Origin of the sequence: Photobacterium sp. CCB-ST2H9 (assembly GCF_023151555.2) — a bacterium.
Taxonomy (GTDB): domain Bacteria; phylum Pseudomonadota; class Gammaproteobacteria; order Enterobacterales; family Vibrionaceae; genus Photobacterium.
In genome coordinates this window covers 1,129,323-1,146,134 of sequence record NZ_CP100425.1, presented here as the reverse complement: position 1 = coordinate 1,146,134, position 16,812 = coordinate 1,129,323, and the positions used below count along the sequence as shown (strand labels likewise).

Sequence of the window (16,812 nt, the reverse complement as noted above, 5' to 3'; positions counted from 1 at the left end):
CATAGCAAAGCTATGGCGAGCTGAAGTCAGCCAAATGTCATTTCAGGCCCGGACGAAAGCACGTTTAGACGTGATAAATCCACCGATAAGTCAGGTTAATCCGTTCACCTGAATGCTGCTGTGTTTTTGGCACACTGTGCGCCCAATTGGACTGGGTCTGGCCAGCCATGACCAGAAGAGAACCATGGCCAAGCTGGAATTCAATTTTCTCAGCCGTACGTTTATGTTTCAGTAAAAATCGCCGGCTTTCTCCAAATGTCACTGAGGCGATGACCGGCTGTGGACCCAGCTCGGGCTCATTATCCTGATGCCAGCCCATACTGTCCTGCCCGTTGCGATACAGGTTGGCGAGTACCGAATTGAACTGGCTTTGACACGCAGTTTCGCAAGCCATTTTGATTGCCAGCAGTTCCGGCGTCCACGGTTCTGGCTGCATCGTCAACCCGGAATAACTGTATTGCGCTTCGCCGCACCAGGACTGCAAACGAGGCTGCAACACCTGCCTGCCATAGAGTGCAATCGCCTCCTGCTTCCAGTGCAGTGACTGACGCAGTGCCGCAAAATACCGGTCAGATTCAGTCAGTTCGAAGAATGCCGGCGCCCAGTACAAACGGCCGCCATCAATTTCAATCCATTCCCCTTGTGAAGGTGCCGGGGTAAATAAGTCCAGATTCATCATCAGCTTTTATTTGATCAGCCTGTATTCACAGGCAATTGCACATCCACCCACACCAGCCGGTGATCCGAGCTGATTTCAGCGCGTTCCCTGCCGTCTTCCCCTGCCACCAGCTTCAGAAGCGGATCTTTCTTATCCGGCCAGAACACACCGCTGTTCATGACCGAAAAGTCTGTGGACGGCAGCACATAATCCAGTCGCAAGCCGCCCAGATGGGTCCATTCCGAGCTTCGGCCACGTCGCAGTTTCCACGGGCGGAAAAACCGGCCGCCCAGGCTTTTGGGCGTCAATTTACCTTCACTCACGGCGCGGTGAATCCGGGGGTGATACAGCAGGTGATGCAGTGCCAGCGCCATTCCCTCACCGTCATGCAGATCGGCATTGAGATCCCCCAGCAGCACAAACGGCTCATCGGCAGACAGTCCGCCTCGCCGTCCCTGATCATCTGCCAGATAACTTTCATTCCCGATGATATCCGTCAACAGACGCAGTTCATCATGGTTACGGCGGGCATTCCGCCGTTCCGGACCGTCAAACACCGGCGGCGTCGGATGCGCACAAAGCAACTGAAAGCGCTGCTGTCCGATCTGAACCGGCAGCAACAGATGGTTTTTTGAAGACAATCGGAGCGCATTCATTGCCGCTGCGCTGTAATACTCATCCGGCATCAGGTTTTCTGGCATGTGCTGCCATAAAAACGTCTGCCAGCTTCGAAGCTCTGCTTCAATCAGGGGATAACGCGACAACACGACAAAGCCGAAATGACCATGATGAAAACCAAATCCCTGTCCGTCCTGAGGCAGCGTCAGTGCTCCGTCACCATCAAGATCAACCTGGCACAGCAAGCCCGTATTCGATGGCGGACAATAGCGATAGGGATAATCCACGGGGACCTGACCGTGCTGAGGCTCCGCCAGATAATAACGACAGAAGTCTTCCAGACTGCCGTCATCTCCGCCCTCTCCGGGGTGATCGAATTCGCACAGCAGTAATACATCCGGCTGTATGCGCTGAATCATGGCGGCCAGACGGGAAATCCGGACATCACCCGGCTCGGCGAGTGTTTGTCTCATCCGGCCAGGTTCGGGGTCAGACATCGCTGCATTCAAAACAGCGATACGTATGGTCGGTGTCGGCACAACGTACTCCCAACAGACTGAAATTCAAAAGCCTGTTCAAATTGTACGCTGAGTTGCAAGCTGGCTCCAGCGGCATACGTCAGCCGGGAATTTTCACCAGACTGCTGATGGCCTGATAAATCTGACGGGCATCGTGCATCGCCCGGTGCCTGGCCGGCCCCAACTCTTCCAGCGCACGCTGAAAACAGGCGCGTTCTATGCCATTTTCCTGCTGCAGCCAGAGACCGACTTCCGTCAGAATAAATGACGGCCGCATATGTGCGGCATGATACAAACGGCCCAGCCAGAATAAATCCCACTGACTGTCACAAAACACATAATCCAGCTGTCCGAGCACACTGTTTAAATGCTGGCAGACCTCAAGCACCTGCATCCCATGCTGCTCAAGCTCAGAACGGGGGATCTGATGGATTCGCTGCTCTGCATAGCTGTCCCAGTATTGCCAGACATCGCCTGCAGTCAGCGGGTTAATCAAAATACTTTGGCCACTGCCGTCAGGCAGAACGTATCCGACTTCTATCGGGTAAGACTGATCAGATAATCCTGACGCTTCAAAATCGAGTGTTGCCCACATTGCACTCTCCCTGATGCTTATTTTATTGTCCGCCTGCCGGCACTCTGGCTCCTTCCGTCACCCGCACCAAAGGTGCAGGCTTACCTGCCCGGACGCTGCTTCGTTTCAGCAACATGGCTCCTGCCGTTCGAACCCTGTGAACGAATCCATGCTGGCTATCTTCATGTGTCACTATTCTTGTTTAACTTTAGACGCCACTCACCGCTTTACCTGTCAATTCATTTGCTTGACGCAGGAATGATACATTCATCCCAACCGTAACAGGCTTTGATAGATCGCCGTATCCTCTTGCCCGAAGCAAACAAAATAAACTTTGTCAGGCGTGGCCTGAATTTCCAGCACCTGCCGGACGGTTGCCACGGCAATTTCAGCAGCCTGCGCCTTCGGGAACCCATAAACGCCGGTACTGATACACGGAAAAGCAATCGTGACGGCGCCGACTTCATCGGCGAGTGCCAGACAGTTTCTGTAGCAATTTGCCAGAATTTCCGCTTCCTGCTGCCCGCCTCCGTGCCAGACCGGACCCACCGTATGAATGACCCACTTGGCAGGTAACTGATACCCCGGTGTGATTTTTGCGTCTCCGGTTTTACACCCATGTAAACGCCTGCACTCTTCGAGAAGTTGCGGGCCAGCCGCGCGGTGAATTGCACCATCAACACCGCCGCCACCCAGCAGGCTGTTGTTGGCAGCATTCACAATTGCATCCACAGCCAGCGTCGTGATATCGCCTTGCCACACCAATAAATCCGCCATGTGTGCCTCCGGTTTGATCTGTCACAGTCCATCGTGATTTCCGCTCACGCACGACTGTGTCGGCCATCACTATCATGTTATTTTAGTGTCTCTCATACAAAAACAGACCAAAGAGTGACTATGGTACCTGTCATCGGCTTTGCCGGGTTCAGCGGCTCAGGCAAAACAACCCTCATTGAACAGATCATCCCCTGCCTGAAAGCGCATGGGTTGCGGGTCGGCCTGCTCAAGCACAGTCATCATGATGTAGAACCGGACACCCCCGGAAAAGACAGCTACCGGCTCCGTCATGCCGGAAGCGATCAATTACTGCTGGCGACACCCCACCGGAATATTCTTTTCTTTGAATATCCGGAGCCTGCACAAAGAGAGCCTCAGCTTGAGGCATGTTTACAGCAGCTGGATCACAGCCAGCTGGACATCATTCTGGTCGAAGGTTTTCGTGATCAGCCCATCGCCAAAATCGAAATTCATCGTCCGGATTACGGCAAACCTCTGCTCTACCCGCAGGATCATCACATCATTGCACTGGCTACCTGTGAGCCAGATGAAGTTCATCCCTTGCCGGTTCTGGATTTAAACCAGCCCCAAACGATCGCGGATTTTATTGTGAAGTGGATGAAATAAACGGATGGCTTCATCAAGGTATGCATCAAGATAATGACGTCCATAAAAAACAGGTTGCGATGTATCCACGCCTTATTTACAACCAGCCTGTTTTTTCGGGACATCTGAAATGATATTGATGACATTGAACAGTCACGTTCAAAGATAAATAACCTGTCTTGAGTTCAATTTATTTCTCATTGAAAAGTTTTCTTTTCATTCCGTAATCATAATGTAGAATCCCGCTCCAGATTACCTTAAATCTGTCACAACACAGCGGTATTCTGCCCACCTGCCTTCATTTTACTGATAAATACATTGGTTATTTCACAAAGGAATCTGTCATGAAAAAAATGATCTTTTTATTTTTATTGCTATTCACTCCGGGAATGGCATTAGCAAATGCAATGTCGGCTCAGGGATACATTACCCAACTCTATGTGAAACCCGGCAGCAATTTCGTCCGGGTCACCTTTTCACAACCAATAGTCAATACAGAAAACTGCGAGAAGTCAGGTTCCTATATTGCTGAACTTGATGATTCAAAATCCAGCGACCGTTTTTACAGTGCCCTGTTAGCTGCACATATGGCACAGAAAAAAGTCAGTTTCTGGATTGCTGGTTGTACATCCGGTGAATATTGGGGAGGAAAACACCCTAAAATTTACGACATCTATATTTACTAATCCATCATTAAATCAAATCAAACATGGATAAATAAAAGTAAATTGTAATAAAGTCTGAGACAGCTGATTTTATTCGATTGGCTTGTAACAACTGGCTCAGGAATTTCCAAACCGGCTGCAATTGATTCAGCACAACCGATTTGGCCTGAGCCAGAAAATATTGCCGCTCTCAATCAGAACATCAGGCGTTTTCGCCCGGTTTGCTGATCGGCATCTTTTCCAATCTTTGCAGGCTGACGGGTTTTGGACTTTGCATTCCCGCCCTTGTTTGCCGCTTTATTTTTTGCCTGTCTGGCTGGACGTTTTTTCGCGGGTTGCTGAGCCTTCTCTGCTTTCGGCTTCACAACCGGCTCACTGACCGTTTCTGTCACCGGCTGATCACACAGCACAACGTAAAACTCCTCGTTAAATTCAATCACGTCACCGTTATAGACTTTCCGGCGCTTGCGCTGTTCCAGCTCACCATTCACGGCCACGTAGCCTTCAGCAATGGCCATTTTGGCTTCACCGCCACCACCCACAGCATTGGCGATTTTCAACACTTTATACAGCTCAATGGGTTGGGCGGAGACCTCTATCCCAAGGGCTTCGACTTCAATTTCCTGATCCTGACTCACGACACTCTGCCTGTAATTAACCGCGTATGACGTGAGTATACCATTCCCGGCCCGCAGTCAGCCCCTCTTTAACGAACGGAACCCCCTCCGGACGATGTGAGTGCATGAAAAATCTTCGAAACGCAGAGAATATCTTGGTTTGAAGCCACAGATTAGAGATAGCGTTCTCAATCAGTTATGCTTGTAACAACTTTCACTCTGCGACTCAGTGACAAGGAAAACATCATGCTGAAACTGCTGTACACCACTGCCTTCTGTCTCCTCTTTGCCCTTCCGGCCATGGCGCAAGAAGAAGAGGTTCCCTATTCGGAACAACCGACTCTGGATAAGCCATTGATGGAAAGGTACATCATGGATGAGCTGAAATCCCTGCGCCAGGATCAGCAAGATCTGGAACGTCGCCTGACGGTTTCATTCACCGATCGGGAACTGGCCGTTGCCGACAAATCGCTCAACTACGCGAACGTGACCGTCACTTACTTTTTCTATCTGATCGCAGGTGCAGCTTCGCTGATTGCCCTGGTCGGCTGGCAATCGCTGAAAGAAATCAAGGTCAATACCAAAAAAATGGCCGATCAGCAGCTGCAGGAAATCACCGAACAGTATGAGAAGAAATTCCAGATGCTGGAACGAGATCTGAAAAGAAAAACCCGCATTATCGCGCAGAACAATAAAGAGATTGAAATCATCAACGAGGTTCACAACCTCTGGCTGCGGGCACAGAGCTCTCAAACGGCCGAGCAAAAAATGGAAGTCTATGATGAAATTCTCAAGCTGCGGCCGGGCGATCTGGAAGCTTTAACTCACAAAGCCGACGCCGCCATGGAAATCCGTGAATTCCACTGGGCGCTGAGTATCTGTAACCGGGTTCTGGAAGTCGACGGTACGAATGCAAATGCACTGTATCAGAGAGCCTGTGCCTACGCCTGTCTGGGTGCCGAAGATCAGGCCGTCTCGGATCTTGAGCGAGCCATTCAGGGCAGCGCATTTCTGGTAGAACTGGCGCGTGACGAGGCTGATTTTGAAACCCTTCATGGTCATGAACGTTTTGATCAGCTGATCTCTCATCATCATGATTAGCGGGCTATGATTCAGGTATGGCAAGGGAATCGCCTTCATTTTGACGGCTTCTGCGACGCTGCCCTCCCTGTCGCGGATATTCTCTGGACAAGTTAATGACAGCGCGCTTAGTATCTCTTTAAACGACGTTTTTACCGAGTTAACGGAGTAACCCATGCAAGCAACTACCCGCCAGATGCAGGCCCGCAAACACATTGCCCTTGTCGCACACGATAACTGTAAAAGTCATTTGCAGCGTTGGGTTGAGGAGCACAAAACAAAGCTGGTTCAGCATACCCTTTATGCAACAGGGACAACGGGGCACCTGTTAGCCAAGCAAACCGGACTGCCTGTGAACTGCCTGCTCAGCGGCCCGATGGGGGGCGACCAGCAGTTGGGTGCCCTGATCTGCGAAGGCAAAATCGACATGATGATCTTCTTCTGGGACCCGCTCAATGCGGTTCCGCACGACCCGGACGTCAAGGCCCTGCTTCGAATTGCCGCGGTCTGGAATATCCCGGTTGCCACCAACCGTGCCAGCGCCAACTTCATGATCGAATCCAGCATGATGGATCAGGAAGTGCTGATTGAGATCCCGGATTACGAAGCCTATCTGGCTGAGCGCCTTTCTTAATCTCAGCTCATGATACGTCCGGTCTCAGCCCCCTTCACGTTTAATACCGATTTTGAAACCGGCAGCTAATTGAACATCGTCAGATAGTCGTTTTCCTCAACCAATCAACGCCATCCCCGCGAAAGCGGGGATCCGGGGCATGCCGCAACAACACCAATCCGGTTTCTGAGTTTCCAGCTTCTCCTGTCCGGACATGAACCCATCCTCCCGATTCAGCGCGAGGCTCCCCGGCAGGCAAAGCCCCATTTTTCGGTATATGCTTTCAATCAATACCAAAAACAAACTGTTACCTCATGGTGGCCTATGAAAGCCTGGACCCTGACAGAACCCAACGGACTGGATTGTCTGCAACTGACCCGAACAACCCGCCCCAAACCCGGTCCGGCAGAAGTCAGGATTCAGGTTGCCGCAGCAGGCCTCAATCCCATCGATTACAAACTTGCCCATTGGGGGTATGCCACCTGGGATTATCCACAGGTCATGGGGATGGATATCGCGGGAACCATTGAGTCTGTCGGATCCCGGGTCAGACAATACAAGCCCGGGGACCGGGTCTTTACCTTCCTCGACCCGCGCCAGTGCGGCGGATTCGCGGAATATGTCTGCTGCAAAACCGACGCACTGAGCCGTTTACCGGCCTCCGTCAGCTTTGAGCAGGCTGCAGCGCTGCCTTCTGCAGGCTACAGCGCCTGGCTGGCCGTTCATGACAAGCTTCGTCTGGCCCCGGGACAACGGATAACGATCACCGGTGCAGGCGGTGGCGTCGGGGGCTTTGCGGCACAACTGGCCAAGCTGGCCGATGCCACCGTTTATGCCATTGCGGCCAAGCAGCATCATGCCAGATTACAAAGTTACGGCGTGGATGCCGTGATTGATGCAGACAAAGAAAATGTCGCATTACGCCTTATTGAACTGACTGAAGACAGACTGCTGCACGCCGTAATTGACTGCGTCTCCGCCCGCTCGGGCAGTCTGATGAGTTCGCTGATCCGATACAACGGGCAGATTGTGATGGTCGCTGACCAGTTTAACCAGGTGCCCTTGCTCGCAACGACGAAAGCCATCAGCATGCACGAAGTGGCGCTCCACGGGACTTATGCCCATGGTGCGCCGGAGGATATCCGTCATCTGGCCGATATCGGAAACAGCCTGAGTAATCTGGTCGCGGAAGGGAAACTGGACCCGATGCTGGATAAGCTGTTTCCCTTTGATCAGTTGAAAGACGGGCTGACGCAGCTGTACAACCAGCAGCACAGCGGCAAACTGGTCGTGGTGCTGGATTAGTTCAGGTGCTGACCTGTGGGCAGACTAACGGCCCGGTTTTTTGATCTTATTGTTGACCGGATAACGATCCTCAATCATTTCATGAATGAAAGGAGAAATGGTTTCCGGGTTGGCACAAATCCACACATGCTCCTTGGCCCGGGTCATTGCCACATAAAACAACCGGCGTTCTTCCGCATCGGCAATCCCTTCATTACCGCCGGATTGCAGGCAGGTCAGCAGACCCCGGTCTCTGTCCGGTGCCGGGAAAACACCCCGGTTGGCATTGAGCACGAACACAAAATCAGCTTCACGACCTTTACTGGCATGGCAGGTCATAAACTGAAGATTTAACTGCGGCCACTGCGATTGCCAGTCCGCCAGTTTTTCCGGCCGGTGGTCATGATTCCGCCCCAGTAGCAGTACCGTGACTTCTTTCTTCACTTTTGAAGCCAGCTGAACCAGTTCCTGTTCCAGCAAATCCTGCGCCAGCAGCGTCACCGCTTTGCGTTTCTGTTTTTTGAAACTCTTGAGTGACTTTTTCAGCTGCTGCGGATTTTGCTGAATAAACAGATTCGCAACTTCACCGATCATATTGTTAAAGCGGTAAGTCGTATCCAGTTCCATCACATGACTGGCACCAAATCGCTGTTCAAATCCCGTGGTCAGATTGACATCCGCTCCGGCAAAGCGGTAAATCGCCTGCCAGTCATCCCCGACTGCATACAGCGTGGGTGCGAGTGCGCCTTCCCTTACAGGCTGGCAAATGGCATCAATCAGCGCCAGCCGGTGCGGCGAAATATCCTGATATTCGTCCACCATCACGAAACGCCATTCCGGTACAAACTTACCCTGTTTCACATATTCAGTGGCGGTCTGGATCATTGAATTAAAATCAATCTGACGATTGGCTTTCAGGTGCTGGCTGTACGCTTTATAACAGGGCCACAACAGCGCCAGTTCACTTTTCATCTGCGCTTTGTCGTCATGACCCAGTGCACTGTCCACCAGCGCCGACAACACGGATTTATTCCCGCCGTGCTGTCCGATCAGTTCAAGGTGGCGCCAGACCCAGTTCAGTAACTCTTCGCTCCGGGCCTGCGCCTCCATCGAGTTATCCCCCCGGAAACCCGGCAAACGCCATTGGGTCAGATGTTTCTGCCAGCGTTTGGCGGCAGCCTCATTCTGCCACTGATCTTTCAGTAAGGCCGACAGCCACTCGTTACGCGCCTGTTCGTCGAGGACCAGAGGAGACACCGCAGGTAATTCCCCTTCGACGGCCTGAATGATCTGGCATCCCAGACTGTGGAAGGTCGCCACCCGGATCCCACGCCCGACTTTTTCGGTCAGTCGTTCACTCATTTCTTCGGCTGCTTTTCGGCCAAAAGCCAGCAACAGGATTTCACCCGGCTCCGCCTGCTGGCTGGCAAGCAGGTACCCGGCCCGGGCGACCAGAACACTGGTTTTTCCCGAACCGGCACCGGCAAGGATCAGGTTATGGTCCTGATTCAGCAATACAGCCTGACGCTGAGACATATTCAGCGGCGACGATTCAATGCGGTCAAACCAGGAAGACCATTTCTCAGTTTCCGTTTGCATCCAGGTTTGGTTGGCTTCCTCAACCCACGCCGGATCATCTTCCAGCCAGGGAGAAATGCGCTCGAAGGCCATCGGACGGAAGGACGCCGCCAGTTCATCGGTCAGTCCGGCTTCTCTCAGAGCCGTATGCAAAGAATCCTGTAAATTCAGGTGAGCAGAGCGGCGCTTATAGCCGGGCTCCGTCATAAAAGCATCAATGTCAGACAGCATCTTCGGCAGATGCTGATCTAACGTTTCTACCCGGCCCCGGGCCCAGTGACGGTAAGTGCTGACAAGGTGTTCAGCGAAGTCTTTGCAGGCTTGCCAGGGCAGGCCATGGATGGTCCAGCTGGCGGATTGATCGGCTGAGGTCAGTTCCAAGGCCCCCCACATCACTCCGCGGTGCAGCGTCACGGAGCCGTCCCAGTCATCGAACGACAGGACTTCGCTTCCTTCCAGGCTCTCAAGCAGCACCTGCTCTTCCCCCAGTTCAATGCTGCAAAAATCTCCCTGCACCAACCATTGTGCAAGCCAATTGGCTGTTAATCGCATGTTGTATCCTGACACCTTGTTTTACCGAGCGAGAAGATTATCAAGATCTGTACACAGACCATAGCGGTAAGCACCTTATTTACGTAAAATTTGAGACAAAAATGTCTGCCGCTTCAAAACTGTGTTCTGTCTCGGCACTTACCGGATATGCAATGATAAAACGCTCCCTGCTCATGCCCATTCGTCGCTACTGGGCCAAAGAACGCTTCCAGCTCAGTGCCCGTGTTGCCATCGCCCTGATTTGTGCTGTTATCCCCTGCTGGTATCTAAATGCGACGACAGCCGTCACCCCATTAGTCCTCGGCATCATTGCATCGGCGCTGGCAGAAACAGATGACAACCTGACCGGACGACTGAAAGCCCTGACCATGACGCTGCTGTGCTTTCTGGTGGCGTCCCTGTCGGTCGAGCTGCTGTTTGACTCGCCCGTTCTTTTTGCCATCGGTTTGTTCACATCCAGCTTCACCTTCATGATGCTGGGCGCGATGGGCACGCGCTATGCCAGTATTGCTTTTGCTTCGCTGCTGCTGGCGATTTACACCATGCTCGGCGCCGAAAACAGTCAGGATTTATGGTTCCAGCCAGTCTTATTGCTGGCCGGTGCAAGTGGCTACGGGCTGCTTTCCCTGATCTGGCAGATGCTCTGGCCGAATCAGGCTGTCCAGCACAGCCTGGCCAGCGTTTTTGAAGCTCTGGCCGATTATCTGGATGACAAAAGCCGCTGGTTCCGGCCGGTTGAGAATCTGGATCCCCAGCAGTTGCGTATTCAGGCTGCCGGCAGTAACGCGAGAGTTGTTTCCGCACTGAATCAGGTCAAGATGACGCTGCTGAACCGGGCCAAACGCGTCCAGCCGAATCAGCGCGGGCATCGTTTTCTGAGTCTGTACTTTCACGCTCAGGATATTCACGAGCGAATCAGTTCTTCCCACCAGCGCTATCAGGATTTAGCCGCAGCGTTTCGCCGCAGCGATATCCTGTTCCGTTTTCAGGATCTGATGCACCAGCAAGCTGCGGCGTGCCGGCAGATCAGCCACTGCCTGGCGATGGGACACCACTATCGCCACAGCCTCGACAACAGCCTGGCGCTGGATGAACTGAAGGAATCGCTGGATTACCTGAAAGCGCAGAAAAATCCGGACTGGCGATCGTTTCTGGTTCAGCTGGATTATCTGTTCAGTAATCTGGCAACCGTCGAACGTCAGCTCACGAACCTCAACAACCCGGATGTCAGCGAGCCACAGGAAGACACTGAGCTGGCAGACTCTGAAGCCCATACACTGGCCGGGTTATGGCAGCGGGTGAAAAGTCAGCTGCATACCGACAGTCAGTTGTTCCGCCATGCAATCCGCATCGCCATTGCGTTAACTGTCGGATACGGCGTGATCCAGCTGTTGGACCTCAAGCACGGCTTCTGGATCCTGCTGACCACGCTCTTTGTTTGTCAGCCCAACTATAGCGCGACCCGCCAGAAGCTGACTCAGCGGATCATCGGAACACTGGGTGGTCTGCTCATTGGTCTGCCTCTGCTGTATCTGTTTCCGGGTCAGGAAGGACAACTGGTGCTTATGATTCTTGCCGGGGTCGCCTTCTTTATTCTGCGCAATCAGCAATATACGCTGGCAACCGGCTTTATCACCCTGCTGGTTCTGTTCTGCTTTAACCAGTTAGGCGCCGGGTTTGCGGTCATGCTGCCCCGTCTGGGCGATACACTGGTCGGCTGTGTGCTCGCAGTACTGGCGGTCACTTTTATTCTGCCTGACTGGCAATCCCGCCGGCTGCACAAAATCATGGCTGCGGCTGTCACCACCAACCGGGATTATCTGGCGCAGATCATCGGCCAGTACCGCATTGGGAAGAAAGACAGCCTGAGCTACCGGGTCGCCCGCCGAGAGGCCCACAACACGGATGCTCAGCTCAGCACGGCCATCAGCAATATGCTGGCCGAACCGGGCCGCTACCGGCTGGCCATCGAAGAATGCTTTCGCTTTCTCACGCTCAACCATGCCATGCTGAATTACATTTCGACGCTGGGCGCACACCGGACTCAGCTCGATGAACACAAAACTCACAAGCTGATCGCCCAGGCACACAGCCAGATCCATCTCCAGCTGGAAGCGCTGGCACAGCAACTGGCAGACAAACATTGCGCCCCGCCACCGGAAACGGACAGCAGTCTGGAACAGGCACTGGCAACGTGGCGAGAAGGCGACGATCAGTCTGTCCGCCTGATTTTGCAACAGCTGTTTCTGATCCAGCGGATGCTGCCGGAACTGCATTCAATGGCCAATAAACTGGCCGCCAGAACCCAGCAGGCCGACATGACTGGCAAGTAAATCTGCAGTAGCGATATCAACCTTAAACTGATACATATTCAGCCAATCAAACCACTTCAGGCATAATTTATCTTCAGTTATGCCTGTAATGGTATAGAATCCAGCCCATTCCTCGTTCCTGTTCAATTGACTGAATACCATGATTGATTTCACGACACTGCCACTGTACCTGACTGCGGTGGTAGCTCTGTTGCTGGTGCCCGGGCCAGACATGCTGCTGATTGCCAGTTCAAGCCTGAGCTATGGCAAAAGGGTCGGATTATTTGCCAGTCTTGGCAATGCCACATCAGGCCTGATTCTGACGTTTCTGGCCGCCATGGGGGTATCGGCACTGATTGCCATGAGCCCCATCGCACTGGAAGCACTGCGCTATCTGGGCGGAGCTTACCTGCTGAAAATGGGCTGGGATTGCCTGCGCAGCCAGCCGGCAGAATCGCCGACTGTGGAAGCACAGAAAGGCTTGGCACGCGCCTTATATCGTCGTGCAGTCTTTAGTAACCTGCTGAACCCGAAAGCACTGATTTTTTTCGTCCTGTTTCTGCCTCAGTTTGTCTCCGGCCAGATTGAAGCCAGTTCAGGAGAGCAAATGCTGGCGCTCGGACTGGTGCTGAACGTCATGGGACTGGCATTCAATCTACTGCTGGTGGTCCTGGCGGGCACACTGGGACAGCCGCTGCTCAGAAACGCAAAGTTCCGGGCGAACCAGAACAAGTTCATGGGCTGTATTTTTATCTTGCTGGCGCTGTGGCTGCTGCTTTCCCAGTTACCGCAAGCCTGAACCTTCTGTTCAAAAAAAGGCCTCCCAACCGGGAGGCCTTTCTTCTTTGATTCAGACTATTTTCCTCTCGCATCAAGCCGTTTCAAACAGCCAGACACGACTTTCGTAAGGACACAGTTTGCCGGCCAGGCTGACCGTTGAGGCTTCTGCATCCTCATAATTGCACAGCAGCGTTTTCCCCCGGCTGAAATCCAGCGCGCCATCCGCAACAATGACAGTACTCAGGTCGAAATCCACCAGCTCTGCCGAGTAATTATTCAGGCAGATCAGGGTTTGTTCCCCGGTCCGGCGACGGTATACATGCAGCGCTTGATCCTCAGGCAGCAAATCGGTGTAATCGCCTTCAACAATCACCGCCACCTGTTTTCTCAGCGCAATCAATTTTCGGTAGTAATGGAAAACGGACTGCGGATCAGCCTGCGCCTGCCCGGCATTAATGCGGGGGTAATTTTCTGCTACATCAATCCAGGGCGTTCCCTGAGTAAACCCGGCATGCCTCGTGTTATCCCATTGCATCGGTGTCCGGGAGTTATCCCGGGAACGCTGAGCCAGGATCGCCAGGGCTTCCGCTTCACTCAGTCCCTGTTCTGTGGTCAGAATACGGAACATATTGATGCTTTCCACATCGCGATACTGCTCAATCCGGCTAAAGCCCGGGTTGGTCATCCCCAGCTCTTCGCCCTGATACACATAAGGTGTGCCCTGCATCATGTGCAGCGAGGTCGCCAGCATCTTGGCGGACTGTTCGCGGTACACCCCATCCTGCCCAAAGCGGCTGACCACTCGCGGCTGATCATGGTTACACCAGAACAGTGCGCCCCAGCCCTGATCGTGCAATCCGTGTTGCCAGTGGCTGAACAACTGCTTGAGCGCAAGAAAATCCATCGGGGCCAGTTTCCACTTTTCACCGTCCGGATAATCCACTTTCAGGTGATGGAAGTTAAAAACCATCGACAGCTCTTTACCGTCTTTCGCCGAGTACTGCTGGCAATGTTCCAGTGTTGTCGATGACATTTCACCCACGGTGACTGACCCGTATTTCTGAAACACATCCGTGCTGATTTCCTGCAGATACTCATGAACACGGGGGCCATCGGTATAAAATCGGCGTCCGTCTCCGTGGTCATCGCTGGGGAAATCCTGCTGCTTGGAAATCAGGTTGATCACGTCCAGCCGGAAACCATCGACCCCTTTTTCAGCCCAGAAGCTGATAACCTGCTTCACTTCCTCCCGAACTTTCGGATTTTCCCAGTTCAGATCCGCCTGTTCTCTGGCAAACAGATGCAGGTAATACTGCTGTGTGGGTTCATGCCATTCCCAGGCGTTCCCGCCGAATTTCGACTGCCAGTTATTCGGTTCCCGGCCGTCTACTGCATCCTGCCAGATGTAGTAATCCCGGTACGGACTGTGTTTATCTGCCAGCGCCTGCTGAAACCAGGCATGCTCTGTGGAGGTGTGATTGACAACAATATCCATGATGATACGGATACCCCGCTGACGGGCCTCATCCAGCAGGCGGTCAAAATCGGCCATGGTGCCGAAATCCGGGTTGATGCTGTAGTAGTCGGAAATATCGTACCCGTTATCAATCATCGGCGATGCATAAACTGGTGTGAGCCAGATGGCATCAACTCCCAGTGCCTGCAAATAAGGCAACCGCTGCGTGATCCCATTGAGATCGCCGGTGCCTTTGTCTCCACTGTCAGCAAAGCTTTTCGGATAAATCTGATAAACCGTGGCTGTCCGCCACCAGGGTTGAGTTGTTTTTGTCATGTGACCTAGCCTTGAAAAGAAACGGCAGCTTTGCTGCCGTTCAATGACGTTATGCTGTTTGTGGTTGTTGATTGTTCAGTTGACCTTTTGCCGCAGCGCGTTTGTACATCACCAGCGTCAGAACCAGCGGCACAACAATGGCCACCACCATCGCCAGCAGATAAACCAGCCAGTACTGCGGCTGAATTGAAAGGATACCCGGCAGACCGCCGACACCAATGCCGTTCGCCATCACGCCGGATGCACCGCAGATCGCTGCGGCCAGTGCTGAGCCGATCATTGCGCACAGCATCGGGAACTTGTATTTCAGGTTGATGCCGTACATCGCAGGTTCCGTGACCCCCAGGTAGGCTGAAATAGCCGCCGGGACGGAAATCTCACGCTCGTTCTCTTTCTTACTGATGATGATAATACCGACCACAGCCGACGCCTGTGCGATATTCGACAGGGCAATCAATGGCCAGATTGGCGTGCCGCCCATGTCCTGCATCAGTTGCAAATCCACAGCATTGGTGGTGTGGTGAATACCCGTGATCACCAAAGGCGCGTAGAGGAAACCAAACAGTACAGCACCCAAAATTGCAAAGTCGCCGGTCATAGCGGCTTTAGCAATATAAGCCACCCCATCACCCAGCATCCGGCCAAACGGGCCAATCAGGGCGTGAGCCAGCACCACCGCGGTAATCAGAGAGATAAACGGCACAACCACTAAATAGAGATAATCCGGAATGATGCGCTTCAGCCGTGTTTCGATAAAGGCCAGTGCAATCCCCGCCAGCATCGCCGGAATGACCTGCGCCTGATACCCGACTTTCTCAATCACGAACCAGCCGAAGTCCCACACTTCCGGCACTTGTTTCCCGATCAGATACGCATTCATCAGCTGAGGAGACACCAGTGTAACCCCCAGCACGATCCCCAGAATCGGCGTCCCACCCAGTTTTTTTACGGTTGACCAGCACACGCCGACCGGCAGGAAGAAGAAAATTGCCTCGCCGATCAGCCACAGGAATGCATGCACCTGCGCCCAGAACGGACTGATTTGCGTCAGTGTCTTGCCGTCGAACATGGCAATGTCGCCAATGACATTGCGGAAGCCCAGAATCAGACCACCGGTGATAATGGCTGGCAGCAACGGTACAAAGATTTCGGCAAGATGGGAAATACCGCGCTCCAACAAACTCATGTTCTGACGGGCAGCCACTTTCGCTTCATCTTTGCTGGCTGCTTTGCCGCCCATCATGGCATTCATTTGCTTGTAAACCTGATCAACCTCGGTTCCGATCACAACCTGAAACTGACCGGCATTGGTAAAACAGCCTTTCACCATAGGCAAAGCTTCCAGCCCGGCCGTATCGGCCTGTTTCGGGTCCTGTAACACAAAGCGCAGCCGGGTCAGGCAGTGGCTGACACTGACAATGTTCGCCTCGCCGCCGATGCGAGCGACGAGCTGTTCTATCTGCTGTTGGTCGATTTTACTCATGCCGATATCCGTTTAAGTCGTAGGTACACAGGGGGATGTTGTTATCGTCTTTATTAAATTGGGAATGTTCCCAAAACACACCACTAATGATGAACCTGACAAAAAGAATTGAAAATGGGAATGTTCCCAAACTGTGTGACAACTCACGAACTGTGTCCTGTTTGAGGATAGACATAAAACCCGGATCACGTTCACGACAGTGTTCGCAGACTTGTCGAGAATGCGTCCACTGATGCGAACGCAGGGACCTTGATAAAAGTGTGCTTGAGTTAGCTCTGGCTTGAGTTAGCTTTGGCCTGAATTTC

Annotated in this window: 15 protein-coding genes; 7 read left to right on the top strand and 8 right to left on the bottom strand. The window is 52.9% G+C overall.

Translation table 11 applies throughout. The features are described 5' to 3' along the window. Positions 1-64 precede the first annotated feature (64 nt). From L4174_RS05560 to L4174_RS05545, 4 genes are all read right to left on the bottom strand, one after another. Positions 65-679, bottom strand: coding sequence for an alpha-ketoglutarate-dependent dioxygenase AlkB (locus tag L4174_RS05560; RefSeq protein WP_248139395.1), 615 nt, complete (start codon positions 677-679; stop codon positions 65-67). A gap of 14 nt (positions 680-693) precedes the next feature. After that, on the bottom strand, positions 694-1,815 hold the full coding sequence (locus L4174_RS05555) for an endonuclease/exonuclease/phosphatase family protein (protein ID WP_371929378.1): 1,122 nt from the start codon (positions 1,813-1,815) through the stop codon (positions 694-696). A 79-nt stretch (positions 1,816-1,894) separates the two neighbouring features. Then, positions 1,895-2,389 (bottom strand): hypothetical protein, encoded by a 495-nt coding sequence (locus L4174_RS05550; RefSeq protein WP_248139394.1) that lies wholly within the window; start codon positions 2,387-2,389, stop codon positions 1,895-1,897. 246 nt (positions 2,390-2,635) lie between these two features. Continuing rightward, the gene (locus L4174_RS05545) at positions 2,636-3,145 is read right to left on the bottom strand and encodes an O-acetyl-ADP-ribose deacetylase (RefSeq protein ID WP_248139392.1); all 510 of its coding nucleotides are present in this window, start codon (positions 3,143-3,145) and stop codon (positions 2,636-2,638) included. A gap of 120 nt (positions 3,146-3,265) precedes the next feature. On the opposite strand from L4174_RS05545, the gene mobB reads away from it, so the two are divergent. Together mobB and L4174_RS05535 are read left to right on the top strand one after the other, a co-directional pair. Next, positions 3,266-3,772, top strand: coding sequence for a molybdopterin-guanine dinucleotide biosynthesis protein B (mobB, locus tag L4174_RS05540; protein ID WP_248139390.1), 507 nt, complete (start codon positions 3,266-3,268; stop codon positions 3,770-3,772). Between the two features lie 323 nt (positions 3,773-4,095). Beyond that, the gene (locus L4174_RS05535; protein WP_248139388.1) at positions 4,096-4,437 is read left to right on the top strand and encodes a hypothetical protein; all 342 of its coding nucleotides are present in this window, start codon (positions 4,096-4,098) and stop codon (positions 4,435-4,437) included. A gap of 173 nt (positions 4,438-4,610) precedes the next feature. On the opposite strand, the gene L4174_RS05530 is transcribed toward L4174_RS05535, so the two are convergent. Further along, positions 4,611-5,054 (bottom strand): RNA-binding S4 domain-containing protein, encoded by a 444-nt coding sequence (locus tag L4174_RS05530; protein ID WP_248139387.1) that lies wholly within the window; start codon positions 5,052-5,054, stop codon positions 4,611-4,613. A gap of 279 nt (positions 5,055-5,333) precedes the next feature. Here L4174_RS05530 and L4174_RS05525 point away from each other — a divergent pair, with 279 nt between their 5' ends. The 3 genes from L4174_RS05525 (at position 5,334) to L4174_RS05515 (ending at position 8,031) form a co-directional block, all read left to right on the top strand. Next, positions 5,334-6,134, top strand: a complete 801-nt coding sequence (locus L4174_RS05525; RefSeq protein WP_371929395.1) for a hypothetical protein — start codon at positions 5,334-5,336, stop codon at positions 6,132-6,134. Between the two features lie 154 nt (positions 6,135-6,288). Next, entirely contained in the window at positions 6,289-6,747 is a 459-nt protein-coding gene (locus tag L4174_RS05520) for a methylglyoxal synthase (protein WP_248139383.1), read from the top strand. A gap of 303 nt (positions 6,748-7,050) precedes the next feature. Continuing rightward, on the top strand, positions 7,051-8,031 hold the full coding sequence (locus L4174_RS05515) for an alcohol dehydrogenase catalytic domain-containing protein (RefSeq protein WP_248139381.1): 981 nt from the start codon (positions 7,051-7,053) through the stop codon (positions 8,029-8,031). Between the two features lie 24 nt (positions 8,032-8,055). On the opposite strand, the gene helD is transcribed toward L4174_RS05515, so the two are convergent. Then, the gene (gene helD / locus L4174_RS05510; RefSeq protein ID WP_248139380.1) at positions 8,056-10,140 is read right to left on the bottom strand and encodes a DNA helicase IV; all 2,085 of its coding nucleotides are present in this window, start codon (positions 10,138-10,140) and stop codon (positions 8,056-8,058) included. Positions 10,141-10,292: 152 nt separating this feature from the next. Here helD and yccS point away from each other — a divergent pair, with 152 nt between their 5' ends. Together yccS and L4174_RS05500 are read left to right on the top strand one after the other, a co-directional pair. Continuing rightward, the gene (gene yccS / locus L4174_RS05505) at positions 10,293-12,473 is read left to right on the top strand and encodes a YccS family putative transporter (protein WP_371929377.1); all 2,181 of its coding nucleotides are present in this window, start codon (positions 10,293-10,295) and stop codon (positions 12,471-12,473) included. A gap of 139 nt (positions 12,474-12,612) precedes the next feature. Then, complete coding sequence (locus tag L4174_RS05500; RefSeq protein WP_248139379.1) at positions 12,613-13,251, top strand: LysE family translocator; 639 nt, start codon at positions 12,613-12,615, stop codon at positions 13,249-13,251. A 72-nt stretch (positions 13,252-13,323) separates the two neighbouring features. Here L4174_RS05500 and treC read toward each other — a convergent pair whose 3' ends face one another. Together treC and treB are read right to left on the bottom strand one after the other, a co-directional pair. Continuing rightward, the gene (gene treC, locus L4174_RS05495; RefSeq protein ID WP_248139377.1) at positions 13,324-15,024 is read right to left on the bottom strand and encodes an alpha,alpha-phosphotrehalase; all 1,701 of its coding nucleotides are present in this window, start codon (positions 15,022-15,024) and stop codon (positions 13,324-13,326) included. Between the two features lie 49 nt (positions 15,025-15,073). Continuing rightward, entirely contained in the window at positions 15,074-16,507 is a 1,434-nt protein-coding gene (treB, locus tag L4174_RS05490) for a PTS trehalose transporter subunit IIBC (protein ID WP_248139376.1), read from the bottom strand. Positions 16,508-16,812 lie beyond the last annotated feature (305 nt).